This window comes from Rhodococcus sp. USK13 (assembly GCF_018343855.1).
Classification (GTDB): Bacteria; Actinomycetota; Actinomycetes; order Mycobacteriales; family Mycobacteriaceae; genus Rhodococcus_F; species Rhodococcus_F oxybenzonivorans.
The window spans coordinates 132,421-158,608 of sequence record NZ_CP069241.1; the positions used below are offsets into that span (position 1 = coordinate 132,421).

A 26,188-nucleotide genomic window follows, 5' to 3' on the forward strand; every position below is an offset into this window, starting at 1 on the left:
TCGGCTCGAAACTCGACTCCCGATCGCGGGGCACCTCCAGCTCGACCGGCCCGGCCTCGGTCAACACGGTCCCGCGCAACAAAGTACTACTAGCCTTAGCCATCGCGTGGCTAACGGCCGGCTGGCTGAGATGAAGCCGCTCCGCGGCACGCGTGAGGTTCTTCGTCGCTAGAACTGCGTCTAGCACCACCTGAAGATTCAGATCGACCTTCCGGCAATTCGTGCTGTGCATGATTGTCATTCATAGTATTCAGTTCCCGAATCTGCAAGCCCTGGATAACCTGTGACGATCAGCCTCGGCAGCCCCGTCGCGGACAGGTTCGATGGAGGAAATATGCTGGAAACAAAAGGGATACGACACGATGCGGTCGATAGTGCTGAATGGACACAGCTGGATGTTCACGGAACACTTATGGACAAGGCGACCATCTTCGAAGGCGATTACGACGTCCGATCCGCGTTCTTCAGACTCGGTCAGGGAGAGGTAATCCACCAGCATACGCACACCAAGTGGGTCCAGGTATTCATTATCGACGGGCTGATGCGGGTCCAACAGGAAGGAGCCGAAGAATTCGACGCCACGCCAGGAACGGTCTACTTCCTCGACCCCGGCTTCGCGCACGTCGAAACCGCTGTTGAGGAAACAACGGTTCTCGTCACTCAAGGCGAGGATCGTCCGGGATGGATGTGAAGGCTGCGTCAACCAACGGTGAAACGCATTCCGGCTCGCCATCTACGGGGAGCACCCTGTCAGCGCGGCGGGTCGCATCCGCGAGCATGGTGGGTACCACCCTTGAGTTCTATGACTTCTTCATCTACGGAACGGCAGCGGCGCTTGTCTTTCCCAGACTGTTCTTCACCGACTCCGACCCGCTGATCGGCTCCCTTCTATCCTTCGCCACATTTGGTGTCGGCTTCCTAGCGCGACCGCTCGGCGGAATCGTGTTCGGGCACTTTGGGGACAAGATCGGCCGCAAGAAGGTCCTAATCATCTCCCTGCTAATGATGGGAATCGCGACGATCTGCATGGGGTTGTTGCCTACCTACGAGTCGATCGGACTCCTTGCGCCGTTGCTCCTCACGCTCCTCCGACTCGTTCAGGGATTCTCGGTCGGCGGCGAGTGGACGGGAGCGGTCCTGATGGCCATCGAGCACGCCGGTCCTCGTCGCCGGGGCTTTTTCGGTTCGTTCCCGACGCTGGGCCTTCCTGCGGGAACACTGTTGGCAACGGGCGCCTTCCTGGCCGTAGCGCAGCTGGACGACGATGCCTTCTTCAGTTGGGGCTGGAGGCTGCCCTTCCTGATCAGCATCGTCCTCGTCGTGGCAGGAATCCTGCTTCGACTCCGCATCTCCGAGAGCCCCGAGTTCTCTAAGGTGAAGGAACGGAAATCTGTGGTGGACATACCAATCGTGGAGGTCTTCCGGAAACACTTCAAGCAGATTGTGCTCGTCGCCGGTGCCGCGCTCGGGCACAACATCTGCGTGTACATCAGTATGTCGTACCTGGTCTCGTATGCCGGCAATGTGGGCATCGACCGGAGTGGAGCACTCCTAGGTGTGATGGTTTCCTCTATGGTCGCGATTTTCCTTTTTCCCATTTTTGGTGCACTCTCCGACAGGATTGGGCACCGACGGACCTACCTCGCGGGCCTTGTCGCCATGGCCATCGTGATCTTTCCTGTTTTTACTCTGGTGAACACCGGTTCCACGCCAACGTTTGTCGTCGCGCTCGTACTGTTGTTCGGCGTAGCAATGGCCCCCGTTGGCGCTCTGTCCAGTGTCGTGCTGACACAGGTTTTCCCCGCGAGGGTCCGTTTCAGCGGGACATCGGTGGGCTATACGTTGGCAGCGGTCCTGGGCGGTGCCTTCGCCCCAATGATCGCGGCCTGGCTGTATGCAAGCACCGGCTCCAGCACTGCGATCGCCGCCTATATGACCATCGCGGTGCTGATATCCATGACGGCAGTAATACTGATGCCGGGAGATAGCTGGCGGGAGGACCGCCCCGACAGTGAGAACTTCGAAGGATCGGCGTCGGCCGCTGCCGCGCGGCTTTCCTCCGGGTGAGGACAGAAGTTGCCTCCCTCGCCGGGTATACAGGACCACCCGGTGAGGGAGGCAACACTGCACTAATGCCAATGCCGCGCAGTTAGGGATTGCCCTGTCAGGTCAGGTGAGGTCGACCAACCGGGGCGTGTCGTCAGATAGAGCAACGGAACTCCTGGTAGAGAAGCTTTGTCCGCCAAAGACAAGCCGCTCCGGGAGTTCCGTTGCCTGACCATACTGTCATCAAACCCGAGTCGGTGGTAGCTGCCGGGCCGTTCGCGCCGGGACATATCGGCGAGTTGACCAGGATCGTGCCGTTCGAGATGGTCAATGCCGCACTCGACTCGGCCAGAGCCACCCAAACTCGGCTACGGGAGTTGCCGTCGCGGGTCGTGGTGTACCTACTGCTGTCCGCGGCCCTGTTCCCCAACATCGGCTGTACCCGAGTGTGGGCGAAAATGACCGCGGGCCTCGCGGGCGCGGTGGCCGCTCCGGGTTCCTCCGCGTTGTCGCAGGCCCGCCGCCGGATCGGAGTCGCACCACTGTGGGAATTGTTCAACCTGATCAAAGGCCCCGCTGCCGGGGCCGCTCGGTGGCCCGGACTGTTGGTGTGCGCGATCGACGGAACCTCGATGTTCGTGCCCGACAACGTGGCCAACCTCGGTGCCTACCACCGCCAAACCGGTGGCCCGAACGGAGACTCGGGCTACCCGATGGTGCGGATGCTCGCCGTGGTGGCGTGCGGCACCCGCACCATCGTCGATGCTGTGATCGGAACCTACGGTGTCTCCGAGATCGCTTATGCACCAAAACTGGTGGGGTTTCTGCGCGAGGGCATGTTGTTGTTGGCCGATCGTAACTTCGCTGCCGCCTCGTTGATCGAGCAGATTGTCGACACCGACGCCGACCTACTCATCCGCTGCAAGAACAACCGCAAGCTTGCCTCCATCGAACGACTGCCCGACGGGTCCAGGCTCGCTCCGATCGGCCCGGTCATCGTCCGGGTCATCGACGCCGAGATCGTCGCGCCCCGAAAGGCGGTCCCCTCCTCACCGGCCGTTACCGGCTCATCACCACTCTGGAGGATCATCGCCGCTATCCGGCATCAGACTTGGTCCGGCTGTATCACCAGCGATGGGAGATCGAGACGACCTATCTCGAGCTGAAGTCGACCATCCTCGGCGATGCGATGCTGCGGGCCCGGACCCCGTCCGGGGTCACGCAGGAGATCTGTGCGTTATTGACCACCTATCAGGCGTTGCGAGTCGCGATCGCCGACGCGACGACCGGCGCGGACGTCCCACCGCTGCGTGCGCAGTTTTACGATCGCCCTCAGTACCGCCCGTGACCTGGTGGTACTCGCTGTGTACTTCGATGGCGAGGACACCCGACTACTATCGCCAGCAATCTGGAATGAGTCAAGTGTTTTCGAAAAGCACTGTCCAGAAACGTCATCCGATCGCATATTGGACGGTCTGAGGTCCAGGAGTGGCGGTTTCACGACCTGTACCCGCCGCGCTGGGGCAGTGGCAACGAGTGGAGTTTACGGATCCGGTCGTAGAATTGCGCACGAGTCAGACCGAAGCGAGTGAATATCTCGCCTTACGGCGCACCGCCGTTGGGTGCCCACGTCTGCGCGAACTCGAAAAAATCGTCGATGTCCCTGTGTTCGGCTTGCCGCGTGGTCCGGCCACCGCGCATCGCTGTGTTCCTAGGTATCCGTGTCCGATGGCCGCCGAGGGCCGTTGGGTGGTGATCTTCACGGGCGTGGTCGGCTGTGTCGGGAGATGCGGCGCAGCGGTGGGTGGGCCCAGCGGTCGTGGTCCGAGTGGGTTCGGGCATGAGTTCTCGCTTTCTGTGAGTCCCGCTGCGCAGGAGGGCGATCCGAAACTGGGTTCGGGGATTTTGGCAACTGATGCCGATATGCGCTTGTTGCAGGGTCAGTGGCGGGGACTGCCGCCACCCATCCGTGTGGTGAGTGGTGGAACCGAAGCGTGCTGCGAAGCGTGGGTTCTGGTGGTGGTTCCTCGGGCGCGGCAGATGCGTGTGTCGAGTGCGTGCCGGAGGTCTTCGATTCCTGGTGCCGCCGAGTAGGGAAGGATAGGCCCGCGGTAGAGGTCGAGCGCGGTGTCGAGGTCGCCGCGGTCGAGGGCGCGACGGACCTGGGAGGCGTCCGAGGTCAGGTCGGTCAACAGCCGATACGGCTTCGACCCGATGCGGTCTGTGCCGAAGACTTTGCGCACCCGGAACATCTCGGCGCGGATGGTGACGGGATCGAGGTCGTAATCCTCGAGTAGAACTGCCAGACGGTCCGCAGTCAGGCCCTCAGGGTGTTCGGAAAGAAGCAGCAGGATTTCTGAATGCCTTTGGGACAGTGGGATCCGCCGTTGATTCCGGATAAGATTCGGGCGGCCCGATCCGAGTATTTCGAGTCGATCGGTCGATGTAGTCAGATTCTCAGAGGTGCGCACCAGGTGTAGCCGTAGTTCGGATTCCGCGGCTGCGCCAGTGGCACGGATGAGTGCAAGCACTTCGGGTGTTGCGACTCGGTGGCTGCCGGTGATGTCAATGGTGCCGATGACGAGCCCTGTCGCGGGGTCGTGGACCGGCGCCGCGGAGCAGCTCCAGCCGTGCACGGCACGACTGTAGTGTTCGGCGCCGAAGAACTGCACGTGGTGGTCGAGTGCGAGGGCGGTACCGGGAGCGTTTGTCCCGACGGCGTCTTCGCTCCATTCGGTGCCCTCGGCAAAGTTCATCGCGGCCCCGCGGTCCTGCGCAACGCTGTCGCCGGCGACCCACAGCAGCAATCCGCGTTCGTCGGTGATCGCGATGAGCATTCCGGTGTCGGCGGCGTCGTCGACGAGGAGTGTGCAGACCACAGGGCGGATCAGGGCCATCGGGTGCGCGGACCGGTATGCGCGGAATTCGGAGGTGGTCATGTCCGCAGACCGACCGAAGCCGTCCGGGTCGACGAGGTTGTCAGTGCTACGCCTCCACGAATCGAGCACGACGGGTCGCACGAGTTGAGCGGCAGTGTGGCGTTCGGTGCGGGAGAAGGTGGGTTGGTCGATGAGGACCTCACGCGCAGAGGACACTCTGCGCGTGAGTGCGGTGGGGTCGTCTCCGGGGCGCAGTGCGATCCAGGGGTTGAGGGTGGTGGTCACTGGGCGAGAACCTATCTAGGGGATGCGGATTGCCATTGGCATTGTTCGGCCACACGGTCGAGGATCGGGGCGAAGGGAGCATTGTGCCCGGCTGGGCTGCCATAGATGGTGCCGACGGTGCGTGTGGGTGTTTCGGCAGTGAATCGGATCGCTACGACGGCCGGTGGCAGCGGGTTGGGATGCAGTGCCGACTCGGGCACCACCGCGACTCCGCAGCCGCCGATGACCCAGGCGATCGCGGTGTGCACAGTGATCGCGCGCGAGGTCGGTGTCGTGGGACTGGTCGCCTTGCCGCCGGGGTTGGGGTCGTCGTCGACACGCACGGTGACCCTGTTCTGCAGCGTCGACGGCGACAGGTGGGTGTAAGCGCGGAGGGGGTCGTCGCGGGAGACGATCAGGCGGTAGTCCTCCCGATACAGGGGCGCTGCAACCAGTCCGGGACCGATTCCGGGTGGCACTGACCCGATCAAGGCGTCGAGTTCACCGGCGCGAAGTTGGCGAAGCATGCACGGTGGATGGTCTTCGACGATGCGCAGTTGCACGTCGGGAATCTGTGCGCGGAGCGTCGGGAGCACGTCGTGGACCATGCGGGCGGCGACGGTGGGGCTCAGCCCGAGCCGGAACGAGGTGGGTGCTTCGCCGACTCCGCGGGCGGCGGCGAGGAAGCGATCGGCGGCGGCCACGGCACGCTTCGCGTGGAAGAGGAGCTCACTTCCCTGTTCGGTCAGTGTCACGCGGCGGCTGGTGCGGTGCAACAGCGGGGTTCCGACCGCCGCCTCGAGTGCAGACAGGGTCCGGGACAGTGACGGCTGTTTGATGCCCAACGTGGCCGCGGCAGCGCCGAAGTGCAGTGATTCTGCGACGGCGACGAAGCACCGGAATTGCGTGAGGGTGTAGTCGCAGGTGGACGGCATCGTCAGCTCGGCGTGGTGCGGAACCGCCCGTGGGCCGCGGACATCACTCGGCCGGGGTCGTGCGGTGGCGCCGGAAGGTGCCCGGCAGGACTATGACGACCGCCATGGCGACCTGGACCAGTGCGAGTGCGCTCGCGCCGTAGAACAGCAGCCCGAGCGGGCCGTCCGGCAGGGATGCGGTGTTCATCGTATGGGCGGCTGAGCCGTGATGGTGGCCGGTGGCGGCTGTTGTTGTTGCGGCGGTGCCGGTCTCGGCGTGCGTCATCGAGAACATCAGCATCGCGTGCAGGACGAGCATCCCGGCCGCCAGTGCCCCGGCGGTGACCCAGTCACGGATGGTGGGCTTGGTCCACAGGTGTCCGGCGCAGGGCAGGCAGGCACCGGCAAGGGCGAGCATCAGCAGGCTGGTGCCGGGGAAGTGAGCGAAGTGGGCGAGCAGTACCGGGATGTGTGCGGTGACGCAGGCGAGGGCCAGGAGGGCGGCGATTTTCCCGGCGGCGGTCGCTCGTACGGGATTGTCCGGCAGGGTTGGCCGCCAACCTGCGGCGGTGGTGGTGGCCATAGGACGCTCCTCGAGGATTCGCTGGCAGTTCGGGGGGTGGTGGCACCGCCCCTGGCGCTGGGGATGGAAAAGGGGCGGTGCAGGTTCTTTCGGCGTTGCGATCAGGCGACGGGTCACGCCGAAAGTTGCGGGGCCGGTCCGGTCCGCACTGTCTCCGAGCACGGACCGGACCGGGCGGTCATCGGTTCTCGAGTTCGGATTCGGCCGCCTCGAGGGCGGCGAATTCTTCTTCGGGTGCCTTCGCGACGAGGTGGTGTCGGCTGTAGAAGGTGAAGTACGCGATCATCACCGCGTACGCGGCGGCCGCGTACAACACCACCGAGGGGTCGACCATGAACCCTGCTGCCAGGGCGGCGGCGGCCAGGACCAGCGCTATTCCGGAGGTGAGCATCCCACCGGGGGTGCGGTAGGGGCGGTGCAGGTCCGGTTCCCGGATCCGCAGGACGATGTGCGAGATCATCATCAAGATGTAGGAGACCGTGGCCCCGAACACCGAGATCAGGATGAGCAGGTCCCCGGAACTGGTAAGGGACAGAATGAATCCGATCACCCCGGGCACGATCAGCGCCAGGAACGGGGTCTTACGTCCGTTGGTGAGCGAGAGCACCTTGGGCAGGTAACCGGCCCGCGAGAGCGCGAACGTCTGCCGCGAGTAGGCGTAGGTGATGGTGAAGAAGCTCGACACCAGACCCACCAGCCCGATGACGTTGACGAACTGGCTCAGCCAGGTGGTGCCTCCGTCGGCGGCCTCCATGGCGTCGATCAGCGGGTTGTCGGAGTCCTGCAGGGTCGATGCGCCCGATCCGCCGGGGCCGAGGGTCAGCAGCAGCGCGGCGAGGGTGAGCAGCACCAACACACCACCGATCAGGCCCTTGGGGATGTCGCGCACCGGGTTGCGGGCTTCCTCGGCGGCGAGGGGGACGCCTTCGACCGCGAGGAAGAACCACATCGCATACGGCAAGGCGGCCCAGACTCCGACGATGCCGAACGGTAGGAAGCTGTTGGCGCCGACCGCATTGGTGGGAGCGATGTCGATGAGGTTGCTGACATCGAAATGCGGGATCATCCCGATCGAGAAGGCCAGCAACCCGATCACGGCGACGATGGCAATGCCGAACATCAGCTTGAGCACCTGTGAGACGCCATACAGGTGCAGACCGATGAAGGCGATGTAGAACACCGCATACACCAAGGGTCCGCTGATCCCGAAGAGGCTGTCGACATAGGCGCTGATGAAAGTGACCACCGCGGCCGGGGCGAGGACGAATTCGAGGAGCACGGCGGTGCCGGTGAGGAAACCGCCCCACGGTCCCATCGCGCGGCGGGCGAAGCCGTACCCGCCGCCGGCGGTGGGGATGATCGAAGCCATCTCGGCCAGGGCCAGGCACATCGCGGTGTACATCAGGCCCATCAGCCCGACCGCGATAAGCATGCCGCCCCAGCCGGCGTGGCCGATTCCGAAGTTCCAACCGGCGTAGTCACCGGCGACGACGTAGCCGACGCCGAGTCCAATCAGCAGGACCGGTCCTGCGGTGCCGCGGCGCAGCTGACGGCGGAGCATGTAGTCGTCGGCGACGTTGTCGTAGTCGACTCCGCCCGCGGCGTGGGCACCGGTGGTGCCCACGGGGGTGTGGCGGTCGGGGGCCGCCACCGGATCGGTACTCATGGCTAGTCCTCGCATCCGCAGTGCGACCCCTCGGCCTGCCGCTCCGGGCGGGGCAGGTTCAGGGTGGGGTTCTGGTCGAAGAATCCGTGGGGTTGGAGGATGAAGCCGACGTGCTGGCGGGGCATGACCGGCCAGTCTTCGAGGCGCACCACGTGGTGCATGCCGAAGGTGTACCAGACCACGATGTCCTCGTCGACGATGTTGCGGTTGCCCGCGATGTAGGAGGGAAGGCCGCCGCCGCCGCGGGACTGGTTCGGGTACTCCCCTGCCGGGAAGCGCTCGGTCTCGTCGTATGCGGTGACCCAGAAGTTGTTGGTGGCGAACCCGGCTCGCTTGGCCACCCAGGAATCGGGAGTGGCGGACAGGGTGATCGCGTCGGTGGGCTGGAGCCGGTAGGCGACCGGTTCGTCGACGATGTTGCGGCGGTTGTGGTTGACGATCTTCCAGAATCGGTGCTTGCCGGCGTCGGCGCGGCGGGCGGCGTCCTGTTCTCGTTCGAGGAGGCGATCGACGGTGTAGAAGCAGCTCTGTGTCGGGTTGGTGCCGGGCACCTCGGTGTCGACCTCGTAGACCGCGTTCTTGGTGCCGTCGAGCTCGAAGTCCATGCGCACGTTGAAGATGTGCTGGTGGATGGGGGCGTAGAGGCCGTCGTTGTTGAGGGTCTGCCCGTACAGCGATTTGGTGCCCGGCTGCTGACCGGCGGTGGAGAGGATGCCGGTGGCCTTGACCAGGAACTCGATGGTGCCGTCGAGGTAGAGGTGCCAATAGAATCCGTACTCGTAGTTGGCGACGGTGGCGATGAAGGAGATGATCAGTTTCCGTGAGCGCCGGACCTCGGCGGTGTCCTGCCGGTAGTCGTAGTGCTTCCACATGATCGAGTCGTCTTCCTCGTGCATGCAGACCGCGTTCTTGATCGTCATCGGGTTGCCGTGGCTGTCGCTGACGATGCCGTCGAAGTACTGGATCTCGCCGAGGCAGTCGCAGCCGAGTGCAAGGGAGTTCGCCAGGGCACCGATGTTGTATTCGCCGGCGTCGAAGGCATTCTTCTTGTGCTGCACCGGGGACGGGTCACCGTAGGGCACCACCATTTCCACCAGCGAGGCGCGGTTGATCACCGATCGATCGGTGCCGCCGTCCCGGAACTTCAGCTGATGCAGCACCAGACCCTCACGAGGGGTGAAGCCGACCCGGAAGCTCCAGTCACCCCAGGTCACGTGCTGGCCGTCGACCTGGAAGGAGCGGCCCTGGGGTGAGGTGATCTCGAGGGGTTTGATGTCGGTGCGGGCCGGACCGACGTGCTGGGGCAGGTAGTTGCCGGTTTGCTGAGGAACCGGGATGAGGCCGTTGTCCTCGATCTCGACGACCTCACCGTTGTTGAGGTCGTAGATGATGATCAGGCCCTCGGCCGGGTGCGCGTAGGGGCTGTCGTCCGGATCGAGCCGGGTGAAAACGAGGGCCCGCATCAGGCGGCGACCCTGGTCGTCCTTGCCGAAGTAGCCGGCCGACCACGGCTCGATGCACACCAGGTCCAGGTTGGTCAGCCCGCGGCTGGCCAGGGCTTCGACGACGCGGGGATCGCGTTTGCAGTTGACCTCACATTCGTCGAACTCGTCGAGCATGATCGGCGGCTGGGCACCGGACGGCAGCTCCACCCACCGCTCGAGACTCTCGTTCTCGAGGTCGACGGTGGCCTCGTAGCCGTTTCCGGTGGACCGGTCGATCAGCACGGCGCTGGCCTCGCGGCGAATCTGCGAGAGGTCGCCGCGCAGTGCCTTCTTCGATGGTTCCTTCAATTCCACCTGCACGAACCGGAAGCTGTCCGCCTGCGCCTGCGTGCTCTTCAGCACGGACACCGCCTTCGAGATTTCGTCGCGGCTGAGGGGGTCGAGGGGATGAGTTCCCGGTGCGGCGACCGTGCGATCGATTTCCTGAATGGACATGGGTGTCTCGCTCCTTGGGCATGGTTCTTTCCACGACGTCGACATCACGAAGAGGTGCCCTTGATGGTGGGCATTCCGGGTGGCGCGGCGGCCGGGCCGGTCATGAATCGATCGGTGGAGATGTCTGCGTAGATCAACGGACTGTTCGCTTCGCGATGTGACCAGCGGCCGACGCCCTTCGAGATGTCCCTGAGGAGGAACCTCACGGGGTGCGGTCAACCGCCCACAGCAACCGTAACGCCGCTGTGTGACCGGGAGCACACGCAGAGAGAACAAAGGTGAGAACTTCGCGCCAGAAAATTCTCGACCTAGTTAACATGGACGAAACATTCTCGTCATATATCGGACATGGTTGGATTCGACGCTGAGCGTGACATCGAGCACCACCGAGAGCCGCGTGCAGCCTCCTGACCAGGCGACTCGCTGCTTCTTTCAGAGATGAGTGGAGTGTGCGGAACATGACGACTTCACCGCACAAGCGGGCGCTGGTCGCGGCCCGGTCCCCCGTGCAGGGGTTGCCGCGCCGTCAGCTGCCCTTCATACCGGTGTTCGCCCAATCCGTCGCAGCGATCGCACCGTCCGGTGCGGCGGCAGTGATCCCAGTGCTGGTGATCAGCACCGCCGGTGGGGGCGGGGCGCTCGCGGCGTTCGTGTGCGCGGCCGTGGTCATCCTGCTCGTCTCCGCGTGCCTGCGGCCGATGGCACAGCGGATGGCCTCGGTCGGCGGAATCTACAGCTATACCGCCCGCGGCCTCGGCCCGACCGCCGCCGTTCCGACCGGCTGGTCCGCGATCGTCGGATATGCGACGGTCGGCATGGCCGGCCTGCTCGCCGTCGGCACCTACCTCTCGCACATCGCCGTCACCACCGGGTTGGCGCGGGGCACCCCCACCGGTGCGATCGTCGCCGTCACGGTGGTGGCCGCCGTGGTGGCCACCCTGGTGATGATCCGCGGCATCCGGATCTCGGCCCGGATCACCCTGCTCGTCGAGTGCGTCTCCATCGGCCTCGTCGGCGCCCTGCTGATCTTGCTGCTGGTCACCACGACTCGCACCGGCGCACCGGTCGCCGCCGCTATGAGCTGGGAGGGCAACGCACAGGGCATGGCGCTGTCCGTCATCGTCGCCGTCAGCGCCTTCGTCGGCTTCGAAAGTTCCACGACACTGAGCGGCGAAGCCCGCCACCCATTCCTGTCGGTGCCTCGCGTGATCCGGTGGACCCCGGTCGCCGCCGCCGCGTTGTATCTGATCGCCCTGCCGGTGCAGGCGATCGCCCTCGCCGAGGCCCCCGACTCGGTGCGCGAGAGTGCCACCCCGCTGGTCGCGCTGCTGGTCTCGGAGGGCTCGACCGGTTTGTCGGCGATCCTCGACCTGGGAATCGCCGCCTCGTTCTTCGCCTGCACCCTGGCATCGGTCAATGCGCTCGTACGCGTGCTGTTCTGCATGGGCCGCGAGGGCGTCGCCCCGTCCGCCCTCGGCCGCACTCACCCGCGTTTTCAGACGCCCGCCCCTGCCATTGCCACGTCGATGCTCGTGATCACCGCTGTGCCGATCACGGTTCTACTCGCCGGTGTCTCACCGGATCAGGGTCTGCGCATCTTCCTCACCCTCAGCGCCTGCGGCTATATCGGCAGTTATCTCGCGGGGTGCCTGTCCGCCCCGATCCTGTTGCGGCGCATCGGAGAGTCGACCCCCGCGGTTTGGGTGCTCGGCACCGTGACCACCACCATCCTGCTGTTCCTGGTCGTCAATGCCGTCGTCTTCGCCATTGCGGACGGAATTGTGCTCATCGCGGTCTATGCCGTGATCATGGCGGCAGCGGTGCTCTACACCCTTGCGCTTCGGCGTCTGGCCCCGCACCGACTCGCCTCGGTCGGTATCTACGACGAGACCCAGCGCACCGACCTGCTGCCCACGGCCGCGTTCCGATGAGCCCACACACCGACCCGTCCCGACACCACCCCAGCACCGTCTCGAACTCTCTCGACATCCTCGAGGTGGTCGCCACCCTCGGCCTCGGGGTCACCGCCAAGGAGATCGCCGGCGCCCTGCACCTCCCCCAGGCCACCGCCTACCGGCTCATCAACTCGCTCGTCGCCGAGGAGTATCTGGTGCGGACCTCGGATCTGCGCGGCTTCGGGCTCGGCGCGCGCCTCAACGGGCTCGTCACCGCCGCCGCCTCCCCCACCGTTCCCACCGCCGCGCGCCGGCAACTCGACGACCTCCGCGACAACGTGCGGTTCGCCGTCCACGTGATTGCCTTCCACAACACCACGCTGCGGGTCCTCGACGCCGACCCCGATCACCCCGTGCGCGCCGAACGTGAGCTGGTGCGTTACCCGCATGCTTCGGCCGCCGGCAAACTCTTACTCGCCGACCGCACCATCTGGCAGGAAGCGTTGCCCTCGACTCCGCTGCGGCAGCTGACCTCGGCCACCGTCATCGATCTCGCCGCTCTCGACACCGAACTGCGCACCATTCGCGATCAGCAGTTCGCCGTTCAGGTCGACCAACTCGAGCAGGACCTCGCCTGCCTGGCGGTGCCGCTGCGCGACCCGGACGGAAACACCGCCGGCGCCCTCTGCCTCGCCGGCCCATCCGCCCGCATCGACGCGCTCCTCGGTCGCGCCGACTCACTGCAACAGTGCGCGGGTGTGCTCGCGCCGCTGCTGTTCTGACCTTCCGCGCATTCGGCTCATCACCCGCCGCTAATTCTGCTCATCCGATACAGAGAGAGACCACCGTGGATCTCAGGCGCCGACACCCAGCACTCCGCACGGGGAGGCCCACCCCTCGTGGAGGGGGTGCGCTCGCGTCTGGTTCTGGTTTGCCCGGTTCCGAGGCGCGGCGCGTGCGGTCCTCACCGCGTCAGCAGCCCTGTCGTGGATCGTCTTTGGCCGCCAAACACCGTTCCGTTCGTCGATACTGGCACTTGGACCGTCACCTCGGCCGACCAGGCGAACTTGTCGCTGCAGCTGCATATCGTGGCGACCGACTGGACCCTCCGCCCACCAGCTGCCGCTGCTTCGAAGCGTCACTCGGTCCTGCACCTCCGATAGCGCGGATGTGGTACCAGCGGGCGTGCCCGACATCCCCTTCCTATCAGGCACATGCGATGGTGACTCGACAGACCGGGTTCTCGCGCGGTCAGCACCCGCCGCGGCGCCGCCGCCCGGGCAGCACGCTCTCGGTCGACGAGGGCGCCGTCGACCGGGCATCCAGCCCCGCACGTCCTGCTCGAGATGGTGCGATGTCTGGTCGACGGCCGCTGGCCTCAGCGCGGACTTGGCGTTCACGACCCGTCCTGCCGCGCAATCGATTCCGCGAGATCTTTCCGAAGCTTAGCGATCAGGCGGGTCTGGGTGGACATCTGCGATTGCTCGACGAGGTAGGACCCTTTGCTCGAGCAGGTCCAGTGCGGCCTCCGAGTCGTGGACGGCCAGGGCACGGTCGACCGCCTCACCGAGCAAATTTCATCCCGGAACCATCCGAACGCCCGGCGATGCAGTTCATCGACTCGCTCCGGTTGATCGCGCTCGATCCTGTGATGCAGAAACTCAGCGAACAGGTGGTGGCACCGGAACCATTGGGCTTCGTCGTCCACCCTGTGCAGTAACAAGGTTTCAGATCACGGTCCCCGTACAGACGTGCTGATGGCTATTTGCCTCGTCGCGGTCGTCTACGGAGCCCGATGTACGAAAGCACCCCGACATGTGACTCAAGTCACGAAGTCCGGTATCTTTAGCAAAGCCGTCAACAAACAAGGGCGGCCTTTTCATGCTGGGTAGGAATGATGCAAATCGAGGCGGTTCTCCCGTCGATGGCTTCTGTCGGCAGCAACTCCCTCGTCGATCGAGATGGCGTTCGTACGCTTGCGGGTGCAGCCATTCGCACTCTGCGTGACCTGATTCCGTGGGATGGGTACTTACTGTCCGCCTGGGACGCCGTATCAGGAACCCATCGTCATGTCACCCTCGCTAGCGAGGGCTACCCGCCGGACGTGCAAACCCATATGAACGACGCATTCGTCAAGACTGATGCCACCTTCGCGCTACTACATACACGTGCTCCGGGAGCCTTGCGGTGGCGTGACCTCGAGCGCGATTGGAATATCCCGTTCTCCCGCACCTTCACGGCGGAAGAAATCCTCATTCCGTCCGGCTTCCAGGAAGGCACGACGATGTGCCTGCGTCTCCCGGACGGGAGGTACACCGGGGCGCTTCATATCAGCTGGGAGTCACCATCGAAGCCACGTGACGAGGTGCGGAGCACGATAGAAGCCTTTCACCCGCTACTCGCCGGAGTGTGCGACCTTCTTCGCGCGGCACAACTGAATGTCGAGCGCATGGGACCCGACGCTCATGCAGTTGTAATCGCACGGGACGGGAGAGTTTCCGACCTGCCAGGACGTTCAGCTGGACCTGTCCTTAGCGAGAGCCGCTTTCTGCGCACACTGTTGGCGCGGCACGTCCGCACGACTGACCGCCGTCGATACCTGTGGGCCGATGAGGACGGCGGATGCCACCGCATCGACGTGGCCCCATGCCGAGGCCAGGTCTGGCTGGTAACCGAGCGCAGCATTCCTTGGCCCTTCGGACTCAGCCGCCGAGAGCTTGAAGTTCTTCAACTGATTACCGAGGGATACTCGAACCCCGACATTGCCGGCCAGTTGCGCATCAGCCCGCGGACTGTGTCCACCCACGTCGAGCACATCCTGAAAAAAATGGACTGCCAATCCCGAGCCCAGCTCGCTGCCCTCATGGTCCGGGCTGATCTTCTCCTGCTAGACCACCTGGGTGGCCTGAGAAACGATCCGATCGCCTGATCGCCGCCCGCCCGAGGACCTCGATACAACGGTGTTTGTGAAACCCTCCTCCCCGTCCCACGCGGAGGACACCTCCCGGGATCTCGACAAGCGGAGACCAGCGAGGCCGTCACCCGGATGAGACAACGCCGACAGCGTCTGCGCCGGGGTCTACCGCACCGGCGACCACGGCGACACAGCAGCGGGGACGATTACGCGCCACCCGCGCGCTGGTTGCCGAGCTATCGCCGAATTGCGCGCGTGGATGCCCACTCGCATCGAGCAAGGGCTCCAAAGCGTGCGGCTAACCAAGAGCCCATGCCGAGTTCGCGTCCATCACGGGGACTCGATCGTGCCTGACAACACGCCTCTGCACATCATTCATCGAGCAGGGCGGATCCGATACGTCAACCAACGTATTGCCCGGTGTGGCTTTGTGGGCGGATTCTGGTCCTAACGAAAGGAGCGCACCATGTCCAGCACCTCCGACACTGTGATCGACCGACAACTACTGGTCTATGAAGACTGGAAGGACAAGCAACGCCGCGTGATCGCCGACCTCATCACCGATGAGTTGATCGAGGAACATCGCGCAAAACCGTTGGGACAGCATTCAGAGACCCTCGAACGGGTGCTGCAATACTTCCGACGCCAGCCGCAGGCCGGCAAGTATCTCGGTGTGATGACTACACCCTGGCTCGAGTACAAGATCGGCGTCATCTCCGGGATCCGCGGAGTGCCCCCCAAGATTCTCGATGAGCCGGTCTTCAAGTCCGAAGAAGACGTTCTCCATGGGATCTTCGTGCGCCGCGTCAACGACCTGAAGGGAACAGCGTAATGACCGAACTACGAGCCACTGAGATCCACGGGTACGGTGACCGTGCCTCAGTGGGCCCAGGTGAGACGATCGAGTTCAAGGTAAGTAGCACCGCCGCGGGCACATACCGTGCCGACATCGTCCGCCTGGTCAACGGCGACACCAATCCCGCAGGGCCCGGATTCACCGAAGTAGAGGTCGACGGTGTCAGTGGCGAGTACCCCGCGCGCTTCCAGCCTACCGATGCTGGTTCATACATCCTGGTGGACGATGGCGGGCCACTCGCGACCGAGGGAGCGCTCACACTCCACGCCTTCATCTACCCCACCACGCCCCAAAAGCATGATCAAATAGTGCTCGGACGTTACGTCAAGGGGACAAATGCAGGGTACGCCCTCAGTATTAATGACGGTCGGCTCAGCTTCTTGATCGGTGACGGTGATTCCACCACCGTGTTTGAAGCCGACCAACTCTTCCATCCCTCGTGTTGGTACTCGGTCGCCGTCACCCTGGACCCCGCGGCGCAGCGCTATACCCTCTACTCGCGGCCCGTGGTGAACTCCGTCAACAGCCTCCTCGCCCCGATCAGCCCGATTATCGGTGGGGGCGACAGCACAGGCGTCGTCGATATCCTCCCCGCCGACAGCGCTGGCCCCTTCATCATCGGTGGTGGTCGCACCTCCTCGCACGACGAGGCCGTCGACTCACACTTCAACGGCAAGGTCGACTCGCCGAAGGTATGGTCTCGGGCGTTGTCGGTCGTTGAACTCGACTCCATTACGCGCGGCGAGAGACCCACCTCCGATGGGCTCCTCGCCTGGTGGGACTTTGCTGCCGCGATCGGGTCGGACGGAATCTCGACCGATGCAGTCCACGACAATGGTCCGCTTGCACTGCATGGTCAGTGCGTGAACTTCCCTACGCGTGCAGTCACCGGCTGGCGATGGGAGGGTCGGGAAGAGAACTTCATCCACGCACCAGAGCAGTACGGCGCCATCCACTTCCACGACGACGACCTCGAGGACTGTCGTTGGGATACAGATATTTCATGGGAGATCCCCCCGGGTTTTCGCACAGGCATCTACGCACTGCGGCTGCTGCAGGGTGAGTCCGAGGACTGGGTTCCGTTCTTCGTGCTCCCCCCGGCCGGGAAAGCCACCGCCAGGGTGCTCATGCTTGTACCCACCACCAGCTACTTGGCCTATGCCAACGAGCACTTCAACGACGTTCAGATCGCGCAATCGATCTTCGGACGTACCTCGGTAATCGACGAACTCGATTTCTGGCTACACTCACACACCGAGTTTGGACGCTCGACATACGACACCCACACTGATGGAAGTGGAGTTCACTACTCGTCCTGGTTGCGCCCGATCGTCAACCTCCGGCCGAAGTTCCGCACAGTCACCGGTGGCCCCTGGCAGTTCCCTGCCGACCTACATCTGGCCGCATGGCTCGAGTCCCTCGGTATCGAGTACGACATCGCAACCGATCGCGAACTCCACGATGAGGGCGACGAGTTGCTCAGCCGGTACAAGGTCGTGCTGACAGGATCACACCCCGAGTACTACACCCGGCAGATGCTCGACGCGTGGGAAACCTACCTGGCCGGAGGGGGACGAGGGATGTACCTGGGTGCCAACGGTTTCTATTGGATCGCGAACTGGCATCCGGAAAAGAAGCACCTGATGGAGGTCCGGAAGGCGGAGTGGGGATCCCGTGCGTGGCAAGCCGCACCCGGGGAGTATTACCTGCAGACCAACGGCGAACGTTCCGGCCTGTGGCGCGGCCGTGCCCGCGCTCCCCAGAAGCTCTTCGGCACTGGCTTCACCTCGGAAGGATTCGACGAGTCCTCGTACTACGTCCAGATGCCCGACACTCGCGACCCCCAGGCCGCGTTCATCATGGAAGGCATCGATCCTGGAGAGAAGATCGGCGACTTCGGGCTCGTCGGAGGTGGTGCGGCGGGAAGCGAAATCGACCGCTACGACCTGTCGCTCGGCACGCCGCCACACACCTTCTTACTCGCATACAGTGAAGGCCACTCGGACAACTACCCACGGGTCGTTGACGACATCATGTTCAACTACCCGATGGTCGGCGGAACGATGGACCCGAACGTCCGGGCGGACATCACCTACTTCACCACTAGTCAGGGCGGCGGGATGTTCTCGACCAGCTCGATTGCCTGGTGCGGGTCGCTGCTCGAGAACGATGCCATCAATAACGTCTCCCGCATGACCGAGAACGTGCTACGCCGATTCATGGCCGACGAACCACTTCCACCTCTGCACCAACCGCAGGTCGTCACGCCCCCGGTGCCAGCCTCACCCTAGCCCTGCCACCCGGGACCGCTCCACGACGACAATCACCTCGGGGGGCTCCACCCAAGCCCGCGGCTAGTGCGGCGCCACCTTTCCACTAGCCGCGGGCCCCCAGCGCGAGGACGATGAAACAGCTTCGCGCTGGGCCATTTCGGCAGACACTCACCGCAAGACCAAACAGGACCGGACCAATAGTGATTTCACTTTTTCTCATTTTCGCTGGCGTGACGTTATTCGTAAACGGAATATGGATGTGGATGGATCAGAGCAATCGAACGCGCCACCTGAAACTTACAGGTCAAGACATTGCGGTCGTCAACATTTTCACCGCAATTATTGGCCTCGTTCTCATGATTTCCATCATCGCCTACGGACAGAACGACAACTACTACGACTATTCCGCGGCGGCATATATTGGTTTATTTTCTCTCACCTATCTGTGGTTGGGGATAAATCAGTTCACCGGAGCCAACGGGGCCGCGCTGGGTTGGTTCGCGCTTATCGTTCCGTTCATCGGGATCCCGGCCGGCCTGACCGCGCTGAAACATGCCAACGGGGTATTCGAAACGTGGCTTGCGATCGACTGGTTCGCCTGGTCGGCGCTGTGGTTCATGTTCTTCCTGGTCCTCGCACTCGGAAGGAACATCCAACGCGCAACCGCCGGCATGACACTCGCGCAGTCCATCGGCACAGCCCTGTTACCCGGAATACTTTTCTTCTCCGGAGTCGTCGGATTCTCGCAGGTGTAACCCGGACCCGACACCCATCATTAGATCAGAAGGACGATATGTTCGCCATCATGCTCAATATTCTTACCCTTGTATTCAGACCATCTCAGCACGTACGTAACGCCGAGATGGCACTAACCATAATCCGGCAGATCGCGCACGCCCGAGCCCAATTCCGCTGGATTCAAATGTGTGCTGCGAAGCTTGTTTAGCAATATCTTGCCGCTCCGGCGGGTTAGGAATTCGTCCGCCGTTCATCTACAGCCCGAAAGACATCGACACTCTGATGGCCGGGGCCCGGCGTTTACGTCGGCCGCTACCCACGGCCACCCACGAAACCCTGATCGGGCTGCTGGCGGTAACCGGCATGCGGGTCGGGGAAGCGATCCGGCTCGATCGCGGCGGCATCGACTGGGCCGATGCGGTATTGACGATCTGAGAGTCGAAGTTCGGCAAACCAGACTGGTTCCCGTGCACGCGTCCACACTCACCGCGCTCGATAACTACGCCCGGACTCGCGATCGGATCTGTCCGCCGACAACCGCCCCGAGCTTCTTCGTCTCGATGGCCGGAACCAGACTGATCTACCAGCTCGTCCAGCAGAACTTCCGGCGGCTCTGCGACGACACCGGAATCGGCGACGAAGCCGAACGCCCACCACGAATCCACAACCTACGCCCCACATTCGCGGTGCGCACCCTTCTCGGGTGGCATAGAGCAGGCGAGGACGTCGAAGCCCGACTGCAGACCCTGTCGACCTACCTTGGGGCATCGAGATCCGCGCTCCAACTACTGGTATATGTCCGCGCAGCCCGAACTGCTCGCACTGGCCGCCGGTCGGCTCGAGCTGTCGCGGGAGGTGAGCCGATGAGTCCGATCGCTCCCACCCCGCAGAGCTTCTTCATCGACCGCCTGGCCAAACAACGCCGGGTCAGCCCACGCACGATCGCCTCCTTTCGAGATTCGCTCAAGCTGCTGTTCGTGTTCGTCAGGAGAAAACCGGCAAGAAGCCCAGCTCCTTGAGCTGGGAAGACCTCGACACCGAGACGATCGTCGCGTTCCTCGATCACCTCGAAGCCGAGCGTCACAACAGCCCGAGAACCCGCAACCTGCGACTGACCGCGATGTGGTCGCCGTTCACCTACGCGGAACTGCGAGCACGCCGCGCTTATCCAACGGGTCCTCGCCATCCCCGCCCAGCGGTTCGACAAGCAGCTCATATCGTTCTCACCGCAGCAGAGATCGACGCTGTCATAGCCGCGCCCGATCGCGGCCGATGGGAAGGTCGCCGCGATCGGGCGCTGCTGCTGGTGGCCCTCCAGACTGGCCTTCGAGTCTCCGAGCTGACCGGCCTGGACTGCGCCGATATCGCTCTCGGTGCCGGCGCGAATGTCCGATGCGTCGGAAAAGACCGCAAGCACCGGGCCATTCCGTTGACCTCGGCCACCCAATCCGTTGTTTGCGTCTGGATGGCCGAACGCGCCGGTCGACCCGACGAGCCACTATTCCCTACCCCCACGGGACGACGCCTGAGCACTGACGCCGTTCAGCGTCTCGTCCACAAACATGCCGTCACCGCCGCCCAACAATGCCCCTCGATCCGGGCCGACAAGCTGCCCCCCACGTGCTGCGCCACAGCTGCGCCACGTCGCTACTCCGAGCAGGCGTGGATACCGCGGTCATCGCGCTCTGGCTCGGCCACAGCGACATCCGCTCGACGAACGTCTATCTCCACGCCGACATGACCATCAAACAGCGGGCCCTAGAACTCACCGCCCAAACCGACACCCCCCTGGGCGCTACCGCCCCAACGCTGCCCTGCTGACATTCCTGGAAGGCCTGTAATAATGCCGACCCACAGTCGTCCCACCTCAGCCAGAAGCCCACCACGGCAGAAGGAAGTTCACATCACCGCACCCGCACCTCGGCATAGTTACCGACTCGGCATAGGTCGAGCTATGCCGATCTCGGTATAGGTCGATGACACCGGCTTCTTGAAGAAGGGCACCCGCTCGGCCGGTGTGCAGCGCCAGTACTCGGGCACCTCGGGGCGGGTGGAAATTGTCAGATCGGGGTGTTCCTCGCCTATGCAAGCGCGGACGGGCACGCGTTGGTCGACCGGGAGCTGTACCTGCCCAAAGCCTGGACCGACGACCGACGACCGAGAACGGTGCCGCGCCGCCGGGATCGGTGACGATGTGGAGTACACGACGAAACCCATGCTGGCGCAGCACATGATCGAGCGCGCTCGACGCGAAGGTGCCGTTCGCGTGGCTCACCGCGGACGAGGCCTACGGTCAGGTGAAGTACCTGCGGGTGTGGCTCGAGGAACGCGATATTTCCTACGTGCTGGCCACCCGCCGCAACGACGACGTGTTCACCCCGGACGGGCGCACTGGCCGGGCCGACGAGATGATCCCCGCGGTCCCACCGAGGCAGTGGCGCCGGATCTCCGCCGGCGACGGCGCACACGGCCCACGGGAGTACTCCTGGGTGCGTGTACCGATCCGGATCGCCTGGTCGCCCGGGCGTGGGCACTGGCTACTCGCCCGCCGATCCTTGTCGGATCCGACCGAGATCGCGTACTACATCTGCGCCGGACCACGCCGGGCCACGCTCACCGAACTCGCTGCCGTCGCCGGGTCGCGGTGGCGGGTCGAAGAGAGCTTCCAGCAGGCCAGAACGAGGCCGGCCTCGATCGGTATCAGGTGCGCACCTACCGGGCCTGGTACGCCCACACCACCTTGTCGATGCTCGCCCTCGCCTGGCTGGCCGGAACGAAACCCGAAGCAGTAAGGGGGAATCGGGAGCGGCGATCAGGGCATGATCGGCTACACGGTACCCGAGATCCGGCGGCTGCTCGTGCATCTGATCCTGCGACTCGCCCGCCCCGACGAGCACGTCTGGTCCTGATCGCACTGGCGGAGGCGCCGACAGCACTGCCACTACCGAACCCGCGGACACGTCCCATAGGTGCCGTTACAGTACTAGTATCACCGTCGGTAATGGTGACCTCGCCCGTCTCCGCACCACAGGGCGGGTCTTGAGGACGAGCCGTAAACGTCTCACGGTGAGTGACCCTCTCACGTCAGCTGGCACTTAGGGGACTTGACGAAGCGTCGTTGCCCATCCAATTGCGAAAGCACACGCACCCCATCGCGTTCCGAACAGGCACAATCCACTGGCCCCACTGCGGCGAGCGCCGTAGACAACTCTCGCGGCGGTTCACTGTGCGGATCGCGAGTCGCGTTCTAGGCGTCGCCCGCAGCAGGGGCGGTCTACATCAGCTGCGGCCTCGATGTGAGAAGGAAAGCCGCAGTGCCGGCGACAGCGATCACAGGCAGTATCGCCAGCAACACCGTGCTAGTTCCGCCACCGCCGCCGAGGATGGGGATGACGGCAAGCGGTCCGACCGCGGCGCCGAGACGTCCCATTGCCGTCGTGGCACCGACACCGGTTCCCCGCATGAGTGTGTCGTAGAAAGTCGGCGCCATGGCGTACAGCAACAGTTGAGATCCAGCGATAAAGGCACCTACGATGCCTGTTAGTAGAGCCGCCTGAATGATGCTGTTACCCATACCGCTTAGGACGAGGAGGCTTGAAGCGGCACCAGCAAAAGTCGCCGCAATGACGCCCTTGCGACTAATTCGATTAATCGTGTACGCGATTACGATCGCGCCGAGCACTGAGCCGCCGTTGAGACATATCTGAATTTTGCCGGACTCTTGGCGGCTGAAGCCATTCGAAACCATGAGTGTCGGCAGCCAATTCTGAAGCAAGTAGATAACTAGCAACGTACAGAAGAACGCTAATCCCAACAAAATCGTTGTACGTCCTCGGCCGCCCGAGAACAACACCTCGTGAACACTCGGCTTCGGACCTTGCACACTCGCCATTTCGAACTCCTGAGACTCGCGCAAGGCGAAGAAAACTATCCCGGCGACAATCAGCGGAGCAACACCTCCAATGACGAATATTGCACGCCAGCCCGATTCGATATTGGCCACTAAAAGTCCAATGGTGGCAGCAATCATCCCGCCGAACGGAAGTCCAATCATCGCCATAACCACAAAGTTGACCTTCGACTTGCGGCCGCTGGCTTCCGCAGCCAACGCAATCAGGTTCGGCATGGCCCCGCCCAGCCCTAATCCCGTCAGGAAGCGAAACAGTAGGAGCAGCTCGAAACTCGGCGCGAATGCGCTAGCGAGACTAAAAACTCCAAACAAGCCTAGCGACCACATTAGACCGGTCTTACGTCCAACGAGGTCCGCGGAGCGGCCACCAAGAATCGTGCCAAACAGTAGGCCAATCGGCGTCCCCGCCAAGACGAGACCCAGCGCGCCGGATTCCAAGTCATAATGGGCGGCCATACCAGGCGCGGCGACACCCCCGCTTTGCATATCAAAGCCCTCGACGGTGACAGCAATGAAGCAAAGAACGATAGTCATCCGCGATGCTGCGTCCCGGGATTTCACCTGGATCGTGGGACTTTGAGCCCGATAGTTCGCCATTTCTTCCTCACTCGTCTTCTTTGTGGGATACAGGGGCTAATGACATCCGCGTATTGGGGCGCGCCGCCCACTCAACGCGATCGAGTTTCGGATTCGACTCTTAACATGCCATCTCGATTTGCACGCTAGTGTGCGCCAGGATCGGGAATCGAATCAGTGTCGAGCATAATCTCGACCAGTAGTGGACCAGGGATATCCAGTTCTTCCGTGACCTTGGCGAGATCTGTCCAGGAGGTGACACGGATTCCCCGGCCACCGAGAGTGTTGGCGATCTCGGAGAAGCTTGGCCAATCGAAGGTTGTGTTGATCGGATCGAAGTCCTGATTGACAAACCTGTAGTATTCCGCCCCGTATGCGCCGTCATTGAACAGGAACACTTTTAGGTCAGCCTGGTACCGAACCGCGGTGTTGAACTCGGTAAGGCCTCCCAGCATGAATCCACCGTCGCCGCAGACGACCACTGCAGGCACCTCCGGCAGCGCTATGGCGGCGCCGATTCCGTAACCTATCGACAGCCCGATGTGCCCGACGTTGAGGCAGTATGCAAAGTCGACTGGATTCTCGACTGCGAGGACGCGCAACGCCTCCATTGCGAACCTGCCACCGTCAATGCTGAGCGTTCGCCGACCGGGCACCATCTCGTTGATGCGGTGCAACATACCGGTTAGGGTGAGATCACCACTGTCGTCAACGGTCGATCGTCGATCGGTTTGGTGATACTGAGACATCTTTTCAGCAAGACTGTCACTTCTGAAAGGGGAAATTGGTGCTTGAACCTCGTCAAAAAGGTCGATGAGCATTGTAGCCGTGAATTCGGCGTCTCCTATCAGGCCGACATCGGGCTGATAATAGCGGCCGATCGACCCCGGATCATCGTCTATTTGAACAACCCGTTTACCCTCGAGCAGCTCCCCTTTGAGTGTCGAGTGCGCAGACAGGCTCGCCCCTAATACGACAAGACAGTCGGAACGGGCAATGACCTCACTACATACCGGGTTGGCGAGCATTCCAAATATGCCCAAGTTGAACGGATCTGTCGTAAACAAGCCTTTCCCTCGCAATGTGGTTGCGACGGGTGCGCCGATCCTCTGTGCGACGGCAGCTACAGCCTTTTCCGCGTGCCGCGCTCCCCGCCCAGCGACAACCAGCGGGCGGTTCGACCCCATAATTACCCCGGCGGCCTCCTCCAGAGAGTCGCGGGAGGGGTTCGCGACCCCAACTCCCAGGCTCAGGGTGCGGGGCATCACCATCCTCTCGCATTCAGCTTGTTGGAAATCGCTAGGGATGTCGAGGACGACAGGCCGCCGATATGAGAGCGCAAAACGGATCGCTGCGGCTAGATCCTCTGCGGCAGTCTCTGGAGCTCGCATCCGACGGTATTCGGCGCCGGTAGGAGCGACGACATCTTGTTGCGGAATACTCTGAACGTGACGACCTTCCTTGCGGGAAGTGTTGCCAGCGATTACGACAACTGGGTAGTTGCCCCTTACCGCGTCAAAAAGCGCGCTGACACAGTTCGCGATAGCTCCGTGCGTCACGGTAGCGACGCCGAGCCCGTCGGTCACAGCTGCATAGCCAGCAGCCATCAACACTGCGCCACTCTCGTTGGCCGAGGCGACGAACCGGCCGCCAGGTGACCGATGAAAACTATCTGCGATGTACATGTTGGCGTCGCCCATCACACCGAACATCACTTCGACCCCGAGTTCTCGAAGCGCTGTAGCGAATAGGTCGTTGAACGTTCCCTGCACCAAGACTCTCCTAAATGGCTATCCGGCAGGCCGGGAACACGCGTGCGGCCCACTCGCTCAGAGTATTTCGTGTGGTTTAACCTCGATCACTCTCACGAACATAATTGAGTGAGCAACTTCGAGATGTCACCCGGACGGATACACTTCGAAGCGTCCACTCGTGTAGCCCGGGAGTCTCGCCAAATGCGCTGGGCACGGGGACGTCCCGGCCAGCGGATGATCCGGGACTGCCAGACCGCGGTAAGCAAGTGCGACTGTGAACTAACAAGCACGGCAGGTTCTAGCGATCACCGCAACAGCCTAACTAGGAGGCTGGTGTTGGCGTGGTGGTTCGTGCAGGGTTTTGGGAGGCGATTGATGCTGGTGCATCGGTAGCGGCAGCGTCACGTGCGGTGGGCGTGGGGGTTTAGGACCGGATACGTCTGAATGCATGCTGCGGGGCGGCCGTTGCCGTCCGGGCGTGGACAGGGACGAGCGAAGTCGGCCCTGTCCACGAAGGAGTTCTGGGCGGGGCTGAGGTTGCCCCCTTGGAGTGGACGCCCCGGACAATGGTTCTAGGAGAGCCAGGAGGGATGTCGAGGTGGGACGCCAGTCTCTGTACACGGAGGAGTTCCGGAAAGACGCGGTCGCGTTGTATCGCGCGGACGACGGTAAATGCACGTACGCGGCGGTGGCCGCGGATGTGGGCGTCAGTGGCGAAACGCTACGGACGTGGGTCCGCAAGGACACCGCCCGTAACGCGCGCTCGCAGGACCGCAGTACCGGCGCCGACGGGACCGAGGCGGACGAGCTCGCGCGGCTGCGCGCGGAGAATGCGCGGCTGCGCGGTGCGGAGAAGGAATGGCAGCTCGAACGTGAGATTCTGCGCCGGGCAGCCGCGTATTTCGCATCAATGTCATCCTTGGAGAGGTCCGGTGGGATTCGTTCGCTATTTCGCTGCCCCGGCTCGCGGGCTGGTGGCT

20 protein-coding genes and 4 pseudogenes are annotated in these 26,188 nt (G+C 63.2%); 14 read left to right on the forward strand and 10 right to left on the reverse strand.

The window, feature by feature from the left end; translation table 11 throughout:
- Positions 1-34: 34 nt before the first annotated feature.
- A pseudogene (locus JQT59_RS00630) lies at positions 35-241 on the reverse strand (LysR family transcriptional regulator); the annotation flags it as partial.
- A gap of 42 nt (positions 242-283) precedes the next feature.
- On the opposite strand from JQT59_RS00630, the gene JQT59_RS00635 reads away from it, so the two are divergent.
- The 4 genes from JQT59_RS00635 (at position 284) to JQT59_RS38175 (ending at position 3,394) form a co-directional block, all read left to right on the forward strand.
- Positions 284-691, forward strand: coding sequence for a cupin domain-containing protein (locus JQT59_RS00635; protein WP_249353570.1), 408 nt, complete (start codon positions 284-286; stop codon positions 689-691).
- Positions 692-777: 86 nt separating this feature from the next.
- Positions 778-2,067 (forward strand): MFS transporter, encoded by a 1,290-nt coding sequence (locus JQT59_RS00640; RefSeq protein WP_249353571.1) that lies wholly within the window; start codon positions 778-780, stop codon positions 2,065-2,067.
- A 203-nt stretch (positions 2,068-2,270) separates the two neighbouring features.
- Positions 2,271-3,212: a transposase domain-containing protein gene (locus JQT59_RS00645; protein ID WP_213571123.1), complete on the forward strand. Its 942-nt coding sequence runs from the start codon at positions 2,271-2,273 to the stop codon at positions 3,210-3,212.
- A complete protein-coding gene (locus JQT59_RS38175) occupies positions 3,125-3,394 on the forward strand; it encodes a transposase (RefSeq protein ID WP_502939694.1) in 270 nt (89 codons plus the stop codon). Before JQT59_RS00645 ends, JQT59_RS38175 begins: the two co-directional genes overlap by 88 nt.
- Positions 3,395-3,986: 592 nt before the next feature.
- Here the strand turns inward: JQT59_RS38175 and JQT59_RS00650 are convergent.
- From JQT59_RS00650 to JQT59_RS00675, 6 genes are all read right to left on the reverse strand, one after another.
- On the reverse strand, positions 3,987-5,225 hold the full coding sequence (locus JQT59_RS00650) for a GAF domain-containing protein (RefSeq protein ID WP_349306978.1): 1,239 nt from the start codon (positions 5,223-5,225) through the stop codon (positions 3,987-3,989).
- Positions 5,222-6,124 carry a LysR family transcriptional regulator gene (locus JQT59_RS00655; RefSeq protein ID WP_213571127.1) on the reverse strand — a complete coding sequence of 301 codons (903 nt, stop codon included), beginning with the start codon at positions 6,122-6,124 and terminating at the stop codon, positions 5,222-5,224. Before JQT59_RS00655 ends, JQT59_RS00650 begins: the two co-directional genes overlap by 4 nt.
- 43 nt (positions 6,125-6,167) lie before the next feature.
- Positions 6,168-6,686 (reverse strand): hypothetical protein, encoded by a 519-nt coding sequence (locus JQT59_RS00660; RefSeq protein ID WP_213571129.1) that lies wholly within the window; start codon positions 6,684-6,686, stop codon positions 6,168-6,170.
- Between the two features lie 178 nt (positions 6,687-6,864).
- Positions 6,865-8,352: an ethanolamine permease gene (gene eat, locus JQT59_RS00665; RefSeq protein ID WP_213571131.1), complete on the reverse strand. Its 1,488-nt coding sequence runs from the start codon at positions 8,350-8,352 to the stop codon at positions 6,865-6,867.
- 2 nt (positions 8,353-8,354) lie between these two features.
- Entirely contained in the window at positions 8,355-10,292 is a 1,938-nt protein-coding gene (locus tag JQT59_RS00670) for a primary-amine oxidase (protein ID WP_213571133.1), read from the reverse strand.
- Positions 10,293-10,336: 44 nt separating this feature from the next.
- Positions 10,337-10,498: a hypothetical protein gene (locus JQT59_RS00675; RefSeq protein WP_213571135.1), complete on the reverse strand. Its 162-nt coding sequence runs from the start codon at positions 10,496-10,498 to the stop codon at positions 10,337-10,339.
- A 252-nt stretch (positions 10,499-10,750) separates the two neighbouring features.
- On the opposite strand from JQT59_RS00675, the gene JQT59_RS00680 reads away from it, so the two are divergent.
- Both JQT59_RS00680 and JQT59_RS00685 read left to right on the forward strand, forming a co-directional pair.
- The gene (locus JQT59_RS00680) at positions 10,751-12,223 is read left to right on the forward strand and encodes an APC family permease (RefSeq protein ID WP_213571137.1); all 1,473 of its coding nucleotides are present in this window, start codon (positions 10,751-10,753) and stop codon (positions 12,221-12,223) included.
- Complete coding sequence (locus tag JQT59_RS00685) at positions 12,220-12,969, forward strand: IclR family transcriptional regulator (RefSeq protein WP_213571139.1); 750 nt, start codon at positions 12,220-12,222, stop codon at positions 12,967-12,969. The genes JQT59_RS00680 and JQT59_RS00685 overlap by 4 nt, the downstream gene beginning before the upstream one ends.
- A gap of 614 nt (positions 12,970-13,583) precedes the next feature.
- Here the strand turns inward: JQT59_RS00685 and JQT59_RS38180 are convergent.
- Positions 13,584-13,895, reverse strand: coding sequence for a winged helix-turn-helix domain-containing protein (locus JQT59_RS38180; RefSeq protein ID WP_502939684.1), 312 nt, complete (start codon positions 13,893-13,895; stop codon positions 13,584-13,586).
- A 186-nt stretch (positions 13,896-14,081) separates the two neighbouring features.
- Here JQT59_RS38180 and JQT59_RS00690 point away from each other — a divergent pair, with 186 nt between their 5' ends.
- The 7 genes and pseudogenes from JQT59_RS00690 to JQT59_RS00720 form a co-directional block, all read left to right on the forward strand.
- Positions 14,082-15,116: a helix-turn-helix transcriptional regulator gene (locus tag JQT59_RS00690; protein ID WP_213571141.1), complete on the forward strand. Its 1,035-nt coding sequence runs from the start codon at positions 14,082-14,084 to the stop codon at positions 15,114-15,116.
- 451 nt (positions 15,117-15,567) lie between these two features.
- Positions 15,568-15,933: a N,N-dimethylformamidase alpha subunit family protein gene (locus JQT59_RS00695; RefSeq protein WP_213571143.1), complete on the forward strand. Its 366-nt coding sequence runs from the start codon at positions 15,568-15,570 to the stop codon at positions 15,931-15,933.
- Positions 15,933-18,248: a N,N-dimethylformamidase beta subunit family domain-containing protein gene (locus tag JQT59_RS00700; protein WP_213571145.1), complete on the forward strand. Its 2,316-nt coding sequence runs from the start codon at positions 15,933-15,935 to the stop codon at positions 18,246-18,248. The genes JQT59_RS00695 and JQT59_RS00700 overlap by 1 nt, the downstream gene beginning before the upstream one ends.
- A gap of 182 nt (positions 18,249-18,430) precedes the next feature.
- Positions 18,431-18,985 (forward strand): AmiS/UreI family transporter, encoded by a 555-nt coding sequence (locus JQT59_RS00705; RefSeq protein ID WP_213571147.1) that lies wholly within the window; start codon positions 18,431-18,433, stop codon positions 18,983-18,985.
- Between the two features lie 265 nt (positions 18,986-19,250).
- The gene (locus JQT59_RS00710) at positions 19,251-19,403 is read left to right on the forward strand and encodes a site-specific integrase (protein ID WP_213571149.1); all 153 of its coding nucleotides are present in this window, start codon (positions 19,251-19,253) and stop codon (positions 19,401-19,403) included.
- A 428-nt stretch (positions 19,404-19,831) separates the two neighbouring features.
- Positions 19,832-20,809: pseudogene (locus JQT59_RS00715) on the forward strand (tyrosine-type recombinase/integrase).
- 131 nt (positions 20,810-20,940) lie between these two features.
- Positions 20,941-21,774 (forward strand): annotated as a pseudogene (locus JQT59_RS00720) (IS701 family transposase); the annotation flags it as partial.
- Between the two features lie 468 nt (positions 21,775-22,242).
- Here JQT59_RS00720 and JQT59_RS00725 read toward each other — a convergent pair.
- Together JQT59_RS00725 and JQT59_RS00730 are read right to left on the reverse strand one after the other, a co-directional pair.
- Positions 22,243-23,412, reverse strand: coding sequence for an MFS transporter (locus JQT59_RS00725; RefSeq protein ID WP_213571151.1), 1,170 nt, complete (start codon positions 23,410-23,412; stop codon positions 22,243-22,245).
- A gap of 188 nt (positions 23,413-23,600) precedes the next feature.
- The gene (locus JQT59_RS00730; protein ID WP_213571153.1) at positions 23,601-25,226 is read right to left on the reverse strand and encodes a thiamine pyrophosphate-binding protein; all 1,626 of its coding nucleotides are present in this window, start codon (positions 25,224-25,226) and stop codon (positions 23,601-23,603) included.
- A gap of 580 nt (positions 25,227-25,806) precedes the next feature.
- Between JQT59_RS00730 and JQT59_RS00735 the strand changes: the two are divergent.
- A pseudogene (locus tag JQT59_RS00735) lies at positions 25,807-26,147 on the forward strand (transposase); the annotation flags it as partial.
- Positions 26,148-26,188: the final 41 nt, after the last annotated feature.

Bases quoted from the DNA above. Each gene is read 5' to 3' on its own strand.
- JQT59_RS00710 (WP_213571149.1), top strand. From the start codon at position 19,251: ATGGCCGGGGCCCGGCGTTTACGTCGGCCGCTACCCACGGCCACCCAC.
- JQT59_RS00640 (WP_249353571.1), top strand. From the start codon at position 778: ATGGTGGGTACCACCCTTGAGTTCTATGACTTCTTCATCTACGGAACG.
- JQT59_RS00695 (WP_213571143.1), top strand. From the start codon at position 15,568: ATGTCCAGCACCTCCGACACTGTGATCGACCGACAACTACTGGTCTAT.
- JQT59_RS00690 (WP_213571141.1), top strand. From the start codon at position 14,082: ATGATGCAAATCGAGGCGGTTCTCCCGTCGATGGCTTCTGTCGGCAGC.
- JQT59_RS00700 (WP_213571145.1), top strand. From the start codon at position 15,933: ATGACCGAACTACGAGCCACTGAGATCCACGGGTACGGTGACCGTGCC.
- eat (WP_213571131.1), bottom strand. From the start codon at position 8,352: ATGAGTACCGATCCGGTGGCGGCCCCCGACCGCCACACCCCCGTGGGC.
- JQT59_RS00670 (WP_213571133.1), bottom strand. From the start codon at position 10,292: ATGTCCATTCAGGAAATCGATCGCACGGTCGCCGCACCGGGAACTCAT.
- JQT59_RS00655 (WP_213571127.1), bottom strand. From the start codon at position 6,124: ATGCCGTCCACCTGCGACTACACCCTCACGCAATTCCGGTGCTTCGTC.
- JQT59_RS00725 (WP_213571151.1), bottom strand. From the start codon at position 23,412: ATGACTATCGTTCTTTGCTTCATTGCTGTCACCGTCGAGGGCTTTGAT.
- JQT59_RS00660 (WP_213571129.1), bottom strand. From the start codon at position 6,686: ATGGCCACCACCACCGCCGCAGGTTGGCGGCCAACCCTGCCGGACAAT.
- JQT59_RS00685 (WP_213571139.1), top strand. From the start codon at position 12,220: ATGAGCCCACACACCGACCCGTCCCGACACCACCCCAGCACCGTCTCG.
- JQT59_RS00680 (WP_213571137.1), top strand. From the start codon at position 10,751: ATGACGACTTCACCGCACAAGCGGGCGCTGGTCGCGGCCCGGTCCCCC.